Source organism: uncultured Campylobacter sp. (genome assembly GCF_938018035.1).
In the GTDB taxonomy this organism is placed as follows: domain Bacteria; phylum Campylobacterota; class Campylobacteria; order Campylobacterales; family Campylobacteraceae; genus Campylobacter_B.
In genome coordinates this window covers 1-12,165 of record NZ_CALIJF010000423.1, presented here as the reverse complement: position 1 = coordinate 12,165, position 12,165 = coordinate 1, and the positions used below count along the sequence as shown (strand labels likewise).

The 12,165-nt window shown below is 49.3% G+C and carries 13 protein-coding genes and 1 pseudogene; 10 read left to right on the top strand and 4 right to left on the bottom strand.

The window, feature by feature from the left end:
• The 4 genes and pseudogenes from Q0257_RS12925 to Q0257_RS12910 all read left to right on the top strand — a co-directional run.
• A pseudogene (locus Q0257_RS12925) lies at positions 1–215 on the top strand (amino acid ABC transporter permease); the annotation flags it as partial.
• A 2-nt stretch (positions 216–217) separates the two neighbouring features.
• Positions 218–874 (top strand): amino acid ABC transporter permease, encoded by a 657-nt coding sequence (locus Q0257_RS12920; protein WP_298025431.1) that lies wholly within the window; start codon positions 218–220, stop codon positions 872–874.
• Positions 874–1,611 (top strand): amino acid ABC transporter ATP-binding protein, encoded by a 738-nt coding sequence (locus Q0257_RS12915; protein ID WP_298025429.1) that lies wholly within the window; start codon positions 874–876, stop codon positions 1,609–1,611. The genes Q0257_RS12920 and Q0257_RS12915 overlap by 1 nt, the downstream gene beginning before the upstream one ends.
• 20 nt (positions 1,612–1,631) lie before the next feature.
• Positions 1,632–2,492 carry a cysteine ABC transporter substrate-binding protein gene (locus Q0257_RS12910; RefSeq protein WP_298025427.1) on the top strand — a complete coding sequence of 287 codons (861 nt, stop codon included), beginning with the start codon at positions 1,632–1,634 and terminating at the stop codon, positions 2,490–2,492.
• A gap of 651 nt (positions 2,493–3,143) precedes the next feature.
• Here Q0257_RS12910 and Q0257_RS12905 read toward each other — a convergent pair.
• The 3 genes from Q0257_RS12905 to Q0257_RS12895 form a co-directional block, all read right to left on the bottom strand.
• Entirely contained in the window at positions 3,144–4,529 is a 1,386-nt protein-coding gene (locus tag Q0257_RS12905; RefSeq protein ID WP_298025425.1) for a DUF3137 domain-containing protein, read from the bottom strand.
• Positions 4,530–4,729: 200 nt separating this feature from the next.
• Positions 4,730–5,923 (bottom strand): MalY/PatB family protein, encoded by a 1,194-nt coding sequence (locus Q0257_RS12900; protein WP_298025423.1) that lies wholly within the window; start codon positions 5,921–5,923, stop codon positions 4,730–4,732.
• Between the two features lies 1 nt (position 5,924).
• Positions 5,925–6,767, bottom strand: a complete 843-nt coding sequence (locus Q0257_RS12895) for a DUF3737 family protein (protein WP_298025421.1) — start codon at positions 6,765–6,767, stop codon at positions 5,925–5,927.
• Positions 6,768–6,837: 70 nt separating this feature from the next.
• Here Q0257_RS12895 and Q0257_RS12890 point away from each other — a divergent pair, with 70 nt between their 5' ends.
• Positions 6,838–6,963, top strand: a complete 126-nt coding sequence (locus Q0257_RS12890) for a hypothetical protein (protein WP_298025419.1) — start codon at positions 6,838–6,840, stop codon at positions 6,961–6,963.
• Positions 6,964–7,198: 235 nt separating this feature from the next.
• Here Q0257_RS12890 and Q0257_RS12885 read toward each other — a convergent pair whose 3' ends face one another.
• Positions 7,199–7,678 carry a hypothetical protein gene (locus Q0257_RS12885; protein ID WP_297942224.1) on the bottom strand — a complete coding sequence of 160 codons (480 nt, stop codon included), beginning with the start codon at positions 7,676–7,678 and terminating at the stop codon, positions 7,199–7,201.
• A gap of 116 nt (positions 7,679–7,794) precedes the next feature.
• On the opposite strand from Q0257_RS12885, the gene Q0257_RS12880 reads away from it, so the two are divergent.
• The 5 genes from Q0257_RS12880 to Q0257_RS12860 all read left to right on the top strand — a co-directional run bounded on the left by Q0257_RS12880 (position 7,795) and on the right by Q0257_RS12860 (position 11,201).
• Complete coding sequence (locus Q0257_RS12880) at positions 7,795–8,157, top strand: DUF1508 domain-containing protein (RefSeq protein ID WP_297921438.1); 363 nt, start codon at positions 7,795–7,797, stop codon at positions 8,155–8,157.
• Positions 8,158–8,604 (top strand): hypothetical protein, encoded by a 447-nt coding sequence (locus Q0257_RS12875; protein WP_298025417.1) that lies wholly within the window; start codon positions 8,158–8,160, stop codon positions 8,602–8,604.
• Positions 8,605–9,221: 617 nt separating this feature from the next.
• Positions 9,222–9,692: a cyclic pyranopterin monophosphate synthase MoaC gene (gene moaC / locus Q0257_RS12870; RefSeq protein WP_297951054.1), complete on the top strand. Its 471-nt coding sequence runs from the start codon at positions 9,222–9,224 to the stop codon at positions 9,690–9,692.
• Entirely contained in the window at positions 9,670–9,930 is a 261-nt protein-coding gene (locus Q0257_RS12865; RefSeq protein ID WP_297943912.1) for a DUF493 domain-containing protein, read from the top strand. Before moaC ends, Q0257_RS12865 begins: the two co-directional genes overlap by 23 nt.
• Positions 9,931–9,941: 11 nt before the next feature.
• Entirely contained in the window at positions 9,942–11,201 is a 1,260-nt protein-coding gene (locus Q0257_RS12860; protein WP_298025415.1) for a hypothetical protein, read from the top strand.
• Positions 11,202–12,165: the final 964 nt, after the last annotated feature.

Here is a 12,165-nt window from a genome sequence, read left to right as displayed (position 1 = left end):
TCAGCGCAAACATCATATTTCTACTCAAAGAAACTTCGATCGTTAGCATCGTAGCGCTCGCCGATCTCGTTTATGCCGCAAAGGACGTGATCGGGCTATATTACAAGACGAACGAGGCGCTGTTTATGTTAAGCGTTTCGTATCTGATCATAATCCTGCCGCTTTCGCTAGCGCTTACGCTGCTTGAAAAGCGCCTTGCGTATATGAGAGGCTAGCGATGGGACTATTCGGCGGCGAAAATTTAATCAGGCTTCTTGGCGGGCTCGGGGTCACGCTGCAAATCGCGCTTATCTCGATCGCGGTTTCACTCATGCTAGGCTTGGTACTTGGAATTTTAATGGCCTCGGGGCGCAGAGCCTTATACATCCCGCTTAAAATTTGCCTAGAGATCGTGCGCATCATGCCGCCTATCGTTTGGCTATTTATCGTATATTTCGGCGCGAGCAAGGCATTTGGCATCCACATCTCAAATATCGCGGCTTCAATCATCGTCTTTAGCATCTGGGGCGTTTTTGAGATGATGGATCTAGTGCGCGGCGCCGTGCTTAGCATCCCTAAGCATCAGTTCGAAAGCGCCGAAGCGCTCGCATTTAGCAGATTTCAAATTTATCTCTACGTCATCCTGCCGCTTGCTATGAGGCGCCTAGTGCCCGCAACGATAAATTTATTCAGCAGGATGATAAAAACAACCTCGATCGCCGTACTAATCGGCGTCATAGAGCTCGTCAAGGTCGGACAGCAGATCATCGAAGTGAATGTCTTCCGCGACAATTACGCGCCGCTAATCATCTACGGAGCGATATTTTTCGTATATTTTTTGATCTGCTATCCGATCTCGGCGCTTTCGAAAAAACTAGAAAACAGGTGGAGCTGATGGAAATTTTAAAAATCGATAAAGTCAATAAATTTTACGGCGAGCTGCACGCGCTAAAGGACGTCAGCCTTAGCGTCGCGCAGGGCGAAGTCGTTGTGATCCTAGGTCCTAGCGGCTGCGGTAAAAGCACCCTACTTCGCACGATCAACGGCTTAGAGCCGGTACAAAGCGGAAATTTTATAATCGAGGGCGAGCGGATCGATCAAAATTTTACAGACTGGCGCAGGATCAGGCAAAAGATCGGCATGGTCTTTCAAAGCTACGAGCTTTTCGATCATCTAAGCGTTCTGCATAACATAATCCTGGGCCCGATGAAGGTACAAAACGTCCCGAAAGAAGACGCGATAGCTTTAGCTCGCGAATGGCTAAAGATCGTAGGTCTTGCGGATAAGGAGAATTCCTATCCCAAAGAGCTTAGCGGCGGGCAGAAGCAGCGCATCGCGATCGTACGAAGCCTTGTGATGAAGCCCAAGATCATGCTTTTTGACGAGGTTACCGCGGCGCTTGATCCCGAGATCGTGCGCGAGGTGCTCGACGTAATGCTAAATCTCGCCAAAGAGGGGCAGACGATGCTAATCGTAACGCACGAGATGGGCTTTGCGCGCGCCGTAGCCGATCGCATAGTTTTTATGGATGAGGGAAGCATCGTGGAGATTAGCGAACCGGAGGCGTTCTTCACCGCTCCGAAGAGCGAGCGCGCGAAGAAATTTCTAAATATGTTCGAATTTAAAAAATAAATTTTAATAAAGGAGAAAAGATGAAAAAAACGCTAAGCACGCTTTTTATCTTAGTTGCGTTATTTTTCGCAGGTTGCAACGACGAGGGCAAAGGCTCCTCAAATTCCGCACAAGGTTCCGCCGCGCCGCAAAGCTATATAGACGGAGTTAAAAAGCGCGGCGTAGTAAGGATCGCTGTTTTCGGCGATAAGCCGCCGTTTGGCTACATTGACGAGACGGGCAAAAACGCGGGATATGACGTGTATTTTGCAAAACGTATCGCAAAGGAGCTTTTGGGCGATGAGAGCAAGGTGCAGTTCGTGCTCGTAGAGGCCGCCAATCGCGCGGAATTTTTGACGTCCGATAAGGTCGATATCACGCTTGCAAATTTCACCGTCACACCAGAGCGCAAAGAGGTCGTGGATTTCGCGCTACCGTATATGAAGGTAGCTCTCGGCGTCGCGAGCCCGAATGGCGATATCACCGACGTTTCGCAGCTTAAGGACAAAACGCTTTTAATCAACAAAGGCACGACCGCGGATCTGTATTTTACGAAAAACCATCCCGAGATCAAGCTTTTAAAATTTGACCAAAATACCGAGACTTTCGGTGCGATGCTGGACGGCAGAGGCGATGCGATCGCACATGATAATACGCTTTTGTTTGCATGGACGAAGTCAAACCCGGGCTTTAAGGTAGGCATCCGCTCGCTCGGCGATCAGGACGTCATCGCGCCCGCGGTCAAAAAGGGCAACGACGAGCTTCGCAAATGGCTTGACGATCTAATCGTAAAGCTCGCAGACGAGAAATTTTTCCACGCCGACTACGACGCGACGCTAGCGCCGGTATACGGCGACGACATCAAGGCTGACGACGTCGTAATCGAGGGCGGGAAGCTATAAATTTAGATTCGCCGTCTAGTTTAGCGGGGCGATCTTACTAAGCCCCGCAAGCTCGCAGCGACGCTGGCGCCGTAGCTTTACCGAAACGGCGTCCATAAACGCCCATAGGCGGCGAGTGCTTTTATAAGCTAGCAAAATTTATCGATCTAGCGGCAAAGTTTTGCTTCCGCACGACAAATTTAGCCGCCGAGTAAATTTTAGCCGAGATGGAATGCAGCCTAGCGCGGGTCGTCGCGGCAAAATTTAAGTCGCGCGCGGCGGCGTAAAATTTCAAGCGATAGTAGAATTCTAATGCAAACTGCTCGTGCGGTAAAATTTATGCCGCACGAGCGATGATAAATCACAAGTGCTCGCTCGCTAAACGGATCGGGAATTTATAAAATTTTATCGAATCATGCAGCTTGCGAAGTCTTATACGAACGCCTTCCGCGTGCGTTCCATCTTTCAGTCGGCTCGCGTGAAGAAGCGATCGTACATCCGCCCAAACGCACGATCCGCGCAGCGCATCCGTTTCCACACCCGGCTGTACAACGCATCCGTGCCGCTGTCGCTAAGCCTACGATCGCGTGCGTTTTGTCTGCATATCTGTGTGTCGCCAGAGCCGTATGCAGCCCGCCGCCTCCGCCATACTCCACAGCGCCGCCGCCTGCCTCATTCGCTCCAAATTTTACGGTTCAAATTTAGCTCGCTCACGATATCAACGAGCGCGCCGATCTCATCTACGTAAAGCTCTATCGTGGAGTCCTGCTTTAGCGAGCAGTCGATTCTAGGCTCGAAATTATCGCGCCAGGTCTCGATCGCCACGTAAATTTTATCCTCCCTTAGCACCGCGTTTATCTGCGAGCCCAGCCTTAGATAGACCTCCGTCAGTCGCTGCATCAAAAGCGGCGTCAGGGCGTATCTCGCACCTACCTGATCGGTCGTATAGACGTCAAAAAACTCCTCAAATTTCACATCGTCCATATTCGCTCGCTGCCCGTATCTGCGCAGATTTCGCGAGTTTTTGTGGCACACCCGCACCTCGCAGTTAAGCCTTTTGTGAAAGTCTGCGACGAAAAGCACTCCTTGAAATTTTACGTCGGTGCGAGTGCCGTTTTTGGTGCGCACCTTTTCGGCGGCGTAAAAGTCGCTAAATCTCACGCGCACGCCCTGCACCTCCCCGCTCATCATATCCTCGCTCAATTGTTCGTTGATGTAGCAGTCGTAAATTTCAAAAAACTCATCCGTCCCTAGCCCGCCGCTTTCATCGTAGCTAAGCCCGAAGCTTTTTGCGATGCTCGCGACGACCCTGTTTTTAAAATTTGATCTGAAATTCTGTCTTTTGCTCGCCGTCAAAAAAGAGCCCGCGGCGCCGTAAACGGCGATGCCGAAAAATACGCCGGCTATTATATCGCCCCAAAAGCGCGCCACCAGTGCGCCCACACTGGTCCCTACGACGGCGGCGATTAGACCGGCCTTTTTCACCGATTTTTGCAGCGCCGCGCGCTCATCCTCCAGGCTCTGCAGATCGGCTAGAAAGTTAAATTTTGATCCGGCTGCGCCCTCTTTTTCACTTCCGCCCCCATCTTCGGCGACTTTGGGTTCAAACCTCTCGTAAATAGCGCTCTCGCGGCTATCACTGCTTTCGTAGCTGCCGCCCTCGCTCGCTTCAGCTTTTAATACCTGCACCTCTTTCGCATCGGCGCTAAAAATTTGCCCATCTTGCGCCGCACCCTGCCCTAATACGTCCGTATTTCGCGCCGTATCGGAGCCGCTAAATTTATCGAAATTTGCGCGCTGCGTGCCGCCGTTTTTGCCAAAGTTTAAGCCGCAAAATAGGCGGTAGAGCAGTCCGTTTAAAACTGGAAAGATGATGAAAAGCGCTACTATAAGCCAATTCGTATCAAACGAGACGGGCTCCGCCCTCGTATTTAAAAGCACGTAAAGCCCGACTAGCAGCAGGGTTATCAAAAATGAGATAAGCTTGCTAATGCGCGCGAGCTTTTCGCGCCGTTTTTCAAGTAGGTAAAGCTCCTGTAGATCGCCGTTTCTATCCATAATCCGCCTTTTGTAGCGCATTTAAGCGCCGGTTTATTTGCCGCGCGCCAAATTTAAACGCTCGCGCGCCGCCGCCTGATCGCCGCTAAATTTAGCGCAAAGCTCGCGCCCTGCTGCGATAAATTTTAAAATTTGCTCCGCCGCTTTAAATTTGGCCGCTATAAAATTTTAAATTTCGTCCTTGCCGCGCCGTAGTTCGTTTAATGCGGGCAAATCTTTAGCGCCTCTTTCAACCGTCCTAGCCCGTCTTTTAACAGCGCTCTAGATGTCGCGATATTTAGGCGCAAAAATTTCTCGCCGCCCTTGCCGTATTGCGCGCCGCAGGAGAGATACAGCCCCGTTTTTTCGCGGATGAAGCGCGCAAGCTCCGCGCTATCCTGCGTGTAAGCGCCCGCGTCGAGCCACATCAGATAAGTCGCGTCTTGCGGCACGACATGCACCTGCGGAAGCTCACGCGCAATAAATTCCGCCGCGAATTTGCGATTTTCGCTGAGATATTCGCGCAGCGCGTCCAGCCACGGCGCACCCTTCGTAAATGCGGCGATCGCGCCCTGCACTGCGAAAAAATTCGGCTCGGCGATGTCGTCGGAATTTAGCGCCTTTGAAATTTTATGACGCAAGCGCTTATCTGCGGCAAAGACCGCCGCGCTTTGCAGCCCCGCGATGTTAAACGCCTTCGTAGGAGCGATTATGGAGGCTGAAATTTTCTCGCAGTTCTTGCTCGCCGCAGCAAATGGCGTGTAACGCACGCCCGGCTCAGTCAGATCGCAATGCACCTCATCGCTAAGCACCGTCACGCCGTGCTTCTCGCACAGTTCGCCGATACGGGCGAGATCGTCCCTGTTAAAGGTGCGGCCGACCGGATTGTGAGGGTTACAAAGGATAAAAAGCGTCGTCTGCGGATCGGCAAGCTTAGCCTCCAAATCCTCCCAATCGATGCTATAATCGCCGCTAGCATAGGCAAGCTCGTTTTGCAACGGCACACGGGCGGCGTTTTTGATGCAGTAGTAAAAGCAGTTGTAAACCGGGCTCATCAGCAGCACGTTTTCGGCGGGCGAGGTGAGCTTGCGGATGATCGAATCAATCGCAGGTAGCGTGCCGCCGGCATAGATCAGCCACTCCTTTTGGATTTCATAATCGTGGCGCGAAAGCCACCAGCCTTGATACGCGCTGCGCCACTCATCATCGATAATCGAATAGCCCAAAACCCGCTCATTTAGCCGCTTTTGCAGAGCCTCGATGATCTCGGGCGCTACGGCAAAGTCCATATCCGCGACCCACATCGGAAGCTCATTCTCGCCTACGTCCCATTTAAGCGACTTCGTGCCGCGGCGATTCGGCAGGGTGTCGAAATCGTATTTCTCCTTGCCACTTATAAAATCAAAAAGTCCCATCTTACGCCCTTAATTCAGTAATAATTTCAGTTTTAGACGCGTCCGTTGCGCCGTCTAGGATCAGCTCGCCGATGCTTGCCGCGCGGATCAGCCCGCTGCTCGGATTTTTGACGCTATCGATCGCGCCTTTTACCTCGGCATGCACGTCGCTGTATTCAAACGCTAGCGTCGTATTTATCAGCTCGCAGTCTTGCAAGAGTAAATTTGGCATATAGCAAAAGCCCTGCAGGCTCTCGATCTTGCAGTTTCGCAGCGTTACGTTTTTAGAATTCCACCCAAAGTATTCGCCCGCGATGAAGCAGTCCTCGACCACGATATTTTCGCAGTTCCAAAACGCGTCCTTGGATAGGAGCTTGGAGTTTTTGATCGTTACGTTTCTGCAGCCGTCGAAGCAGTAATCCCCGAAGAGTGATAGATTTTCGATGCTTAAGTTTTCGCAATCAAGCCCGAAATACGCGCCCTTTGCGGTGACGTTTTTTAGCGTGACGTCGCTGCAGTGCCACAAGGTCTCCTGCGCGTCGTGGAATTCTACGTTTTGAAGCGCGGCGTCTTTTACGCGGCGAAGCCCCTTGGGCGCGCCGTAGAGGCAGTCTTTTAGCACCACGCCGCGGCTATACCAGATCCCTGCGCGCGCGACCTCGTCGAAGAAGCAGTCCTGCGCGCGGATATTTTCGGCATACCAAAACGGATATTTCCACTCAAATTTACAGTTTTGCGCGACAATATTTGCGCTGTGTTTTAGCGGCGACTCGCCCTCGCCGAAGACGGAATTTTCGATCCGCAGATCCTTTGCGCAAAACAGCGCGCGCTCGCCGCTAAAGTGCTTTTGTCTTAATATTTGCATGGCTTTCCTTAGATTTAAAATTTGCTTCAGATTATACAAGGAATTTTAAAATTCCGCGTAGCTTGGGCGTATGAAACGCAAGCGAATTTTAAAAATTTTAAAATTTAGAGGCGATGAGGGGCTAAATTTGACGCGCCTCGGTAGTGGTTACGAAACATATGCGGCGAATGCGCGACAAATAGCCGCGCGCCTATAAGTCAATGGTGTGCTTGCAAAATGCCCATAAACGCGTCAGGTAGCCACGGCTAGCCGCGTATTTACGCAGGCATCTGTATCTGCTCGCGACGCGTGTCGCTCGAAAGATACATAAAATTTATCGCGAGCGGCGCCTTATAAAATTTGTAAAATTTTCTACAATCAACGTGAAAGTTCCTCTAAAGCGTCGTGTCTGAAAAAGCGCAAATTTTACCCCGCGCGCAAACGGGGCGCGTCTAATGCTCGTGGTGATGCAAGTGGATGTCTTCGCCTCGGTCTCGATCTGTAGCGCGCTTTCGTAGATCAAAATACACAAAAAGCCCGCTGGGCTCGCCATCCTCGTAAATTTCAAGTTTGTAGCGCATTACGGCGTGCGTACACACTGCAACATCAAGCGTCGCTTCATAGCCGTCTGCGCTGCGCTTTAGCGGGAATTCCGCATTGCCCATATTCATACTCACGCCCGAAATTTTAACGCTCGGATTTTTCAGCTCACGCGAAATTCCGCTTATTTTTAGCTCGTTTGCTCCCGCTTCGATCGGATGGCGCGCCACGCTAAAAAGCGCCTTCTGCCCGCCCGCGTTAGTCTCGCAGTCCTGTGCGGCTAGATTGCAACCTAGACGCGTCCTTATGTCCTTAAACAATGCATCGCTCTCATCCGCGCTAAATCCTAAAGTAGCGGCGAAAATCAAGCTAAAACGTAGAGCCTTTATCATTATGATCCTTTGTAAATGAAATTTGTGCGCAATTTTAGCAGAAAATTCCGCGCCTATTAAAAATATTTATTAAAATTTTAGCTAAAATAACGATATCTTTTACGAAAGGATGAAAAATGGCTGAGTTTTTAATCAAAGACGCCAAGGACGGCTGCAAATTCGATCTACTTTATGACGGGCACGTACTGTGCACCTCCGAGGTTTACACGAGCAAGGCCGCTTGCAAAAACGGCATCGAAAGCGTCGCAAAAAACGCCGCGCTAAATAAGATCGAGGATCAAATCGCAGGCGGCGAGAAGCTAAACAATCCGAAATTTGAGCTCTACACCGATAAAGCAGACAAGGTTCGCTTCCGCCTAACGGCTAGTAACGGACAGATCATCGCCGTTAGCAAGGATTTTGAGGCCAAGGCGGACGCCCTAAAAGTAATAGAGCTTATCGTAAAACAGGCTCCGAAAGCCAAGATCAAGGAGGCGTAAATGGACATAAACGGACTTGTAAATATGGTCTCGGCGCTCAAAAGCGACGATAAAAATTTAAGAGAATTTCAAAGCGGTCCGGTCGCTTTTATCGAAAAATTTCTAGGCGTGGACCTGCCCGACGATCAGATAAATGCGATAATTGCGGGCATCAGCTCAAATTTTTTAAGCAAAAACGAAAGCGGCGGATCTAGCTCGCTAGGCTCGATGCTGGGCGGACTTTTGGGCGGCGGCGAGGACGTGCAAGCAAACGCTGTCGATAGCAAAGGCGTGGATTTTAGCGCGCTGATCGGTAAAATCGCAAGTGCCAAGCTTGACGTAAATGGCGACGGTAAAATCGATATCAACGACGCAAGTAGCTTTTTGGGTGATCTTTTAGGAGGCGACGCAAACGGCGAAGATAAGGGGCTAAATTTAGGCAGCCTGCTAAAAACGTTTAAAATTTAAACGAGGCTAAATTTAAAACGCAGGCTGGATTTTGCGCGGCGATGTTTAAATTTACGGCGCGCTATTTTAATCCGTGCCTGCGTACTACGGCGCTCGCGTGGAAGGTTTAAATTTGCGCTGCATTGCGCGCGAGCCCTTGAGTTTAAGCAAAACGAGCTTAAATTTAAACGCCGTCTTGCTCTAAATTTAAGCTCGTTTTTTTGCGGCGTCTTATTTATACTGCCTCGGCAGAGCGCCCTGCTCCGCTCTTTTGATCGTCCATATTGAGCCAAAATAACCACAAACTGCTTTAAATTTTATCTTTGCTCTTTAACGTCGGCTTTAAATTTAGTCGCTCTTTGACTCCGTTTTGTTTTACCGCCCATTCAAATTCCCGCGCAGCGCGTCAGAACATATCGTCAAATTTCATCAAAATTTTAAAAACGGCTATAAATTAAGCGCGAAAGAGTTGGTTTAAAAAGGATATATTTTATTTCTATTTACTGTTTAGGTAGTATAATCGTCCTTGTCCGACAAGATAAAACCTCCTTTTTGTATGAAGCCCGAGTTTAAAAGCTCGGGCTTTTTTTATGCCCGAAATTCTGCTATAATCCCGCCAAAAACTGCAAGGAAATTTTATGCTTTCACATATCGACGAAAATAATATGCCGCGCATGGTAGATGTCGGCGCTAAGGATGATAGCGAGCGCGTAGCCACCGCTAGCGGCATCATACGAATGAGCGCGGAGGCGTTTGCCGCCGTCAAGCAAAACACGGCTAAAAAAGGCCCCGTGCTTCAAACCGCCGTCGTTGCCGCGATAATGGGCGCTAAAAAGACGAGCGAACTCATACCCATGACCCATCCGCTTACGATTACTTCGATTAAAACCGATATTGAGGAGCTTGCGAGCGAGTGCGCGTTTAAGCTTTTCGTAACTGTAAAAATCACGGGCAAAACGGGCGTCGAGATGGAGGCGCTAACGGGCGTGAGCGTGGGGCTGCTGACGATTTACGATATGCTAAAAGCGATCGATAAATCGATGCAGATCACCGATGTCGTGCTGCAACGCAAAGAGGGGGGCAAGAGTGGCGTGTATATTAGGGGCTGAAAAGCCAAAAATCGACTATCCGCTCTTTTGGGAATATAAAGTAGTCCTAGACGCGACTACCCAAAAGCGCGAGCAGATCGATGAAATTTTAAAGGGCGAAAATTACAAAATAGACTTTTCGCGCTTTTCAAACGGCGGCAAATATATGAGCTTCAACGTAAGCGTTTTCGTTAAAGACGACTTGCATCGAAACGAAATTTTCGAGCGCTTAAAAGCCCACTTTAAATATGTATTGTGACAGGAGATGAAATGAAAGAAGCAATAATCAAAAAATTCGGCGCCGATCTCGCGCAAATTTCACAAGCCGAGCTGGCGGCCTGCGTGCAAAATTTAGCTTTTGAACAGAGCTTGAAGGCTCTACGCGGACTTAGCGAAGATGCTAAAAGCGCAAAAAGCGCCGAACTCATCTTAAGCTTTGCCGCCGAGCTTAACGAAATAGGAGCGCTAAAGGACGCCTCCTCCGAAGCGCTAATCGAAGGGGTGAAAAAGGCGCTGTGTGACGAGGACGAGCAGGCTCTTTACAAGCTCATCTACGACTACGACGATCTGCGCAAAAAGATCGCTTGTAAACAAAAGGCGATTAAAACCCTTATTTTGCGCAGCTACGATGATCTGGATACCGCGCTGCAAAACGCAAGCGAAACAGAGCTAAAAGAGCGCATAGGCTCGGCGTTACAGCGAGCGATCGCGAGCAAACTTCCGCTTGCGGACGTACTTAAAGAAGCAAGCGAACTGGCCTTTATAAGCGTGCTAGAAAGCGGCACCGACATCGAGGATACCGCGCACGAGACGGCGAAAAACATCGCATTTTCGGCTATCGGCGACGGAGAATTTACGAAATTCCGCACAAAAGAAATTTCAAAAATCATCATAAATCGCGCGATTTTCGTCGCAAACGAGAGCAAAAATACAGCCTCTGCGCTGATTAGAGGCGCGATTTTAGGCTGCTACGACGGCATAAACAAAGCCGCCGAAAGATACCGCGACGAGCTAAGTTTCTCGCCGGCAAGCGACGCACAGAGCCTAGAGAACGAAAGGCTTCAAATTTCGCAGATGAGCGAGCTATTTAGCGCCGTGCTAAGCGACGCGGTCGCAAGCTCGGAGGAGCCCGCTAAAAGCGAGATCGCCAAGATCGCCGATGAAGAATTTGGAGGCTACCTGGCTAAATTTAGAAAAATTTCAAACGATCTTGCCGAGCAGCTAAGCGCCAAAATCGGTGAGATCGAGCTTGGCGAGCGCGCGAAAAAGGCGAGCGCCAAGGCGCGCGAAATCACTCAAGAGCTAAGTCAAAAAAGCGCCAAAATCATCGAAAACCTCGATCTGGACGAGAAACTGGACGCAATCAAAAAAGAGCTTAGCGAATTTGAAAAGAAAATGAGCCAAAAATTTGCCGAGCTAAAAAGCTCCGACGTCGCTAAAAACGTAAGCGAAAGAGCGCGCGAAATGAGCGCTAAGGCTTACGAGGCCGCAAAAGAAACGATCACCAAGCTAAAGTCCAAAAAGGACTAAATGGGCGCCGCAGGCGCAAAATCCCTAGCGGTAAACACTCAGCGCTCACTGCTTTGCGCTGCAAAATTGACTAGCATGCCTTAAAGCTCGCGTGCCCTAAAAGAAAGGAGCTTTCGTTAGAGTTTGCGAGGTCTGCGCAGAATTCTTTATGCGCTTTAACGGCGCTGTAAAATTCCATGCCGATAAAGAATTTTACGAATTTTGCATAACTAAATTTAGATGCGCGCTGCAAAATTCCGTGCCGCCAAAAATCCTACGGCGATGCGAGACCCCGGTCCAACCAAATCTTGCCGCAGTGATAAAATTCTAAGTGTAAAATTTTATAGCCGTCAGAGCATATATAAAATTCCAAAAACGGCGCGGATTTTTAAGCTTGAAATTTCATCGCGTAGATTTGCGTAGCAGAATTTTAAAATTCTAAACGCATAAAATTTAAAATTCTGCCCCAAAATGATACAGTGCGGCTTGCAGTTTAAAATTTTATCCCGACGCGCGCAAATGAAATCCCACGAGATAAATTCTACAAAAAGGCGTCTGTGGCGTTTGGCATTTCTGCGATCATTTCAATTCTAATAAAACGCGATTCCACTGCAGCGTAAGATGCGATGTGAAGGGCTACCACTAAGCTAACAATTAGAATTTATGCACCACAAAATACTAACGCGGCTCATCTCAAATCATAGCGACATCCGAGCCCATTTTATCGCGCGATTTGATTGCGCAAATTTCAAATTGCTCCTATCCGCCCAAACTGAGCGCTTAGTGCAAATAAAATTCCGCCGGATTTATCGTAGCCTACGTAGCATAAATTTAAAACCGCGATCCCTCCCCGCTCTATTTAGGCGCAGAGGCGCCTTGTTTATACAACGCCGCACTTGGATAAATCCGCTACTTTCACATAGCAATGCCTCGTTTACGCCACGATAAAATTCTGCGAAATCACCGCTAAATTTTATCGCTAAAT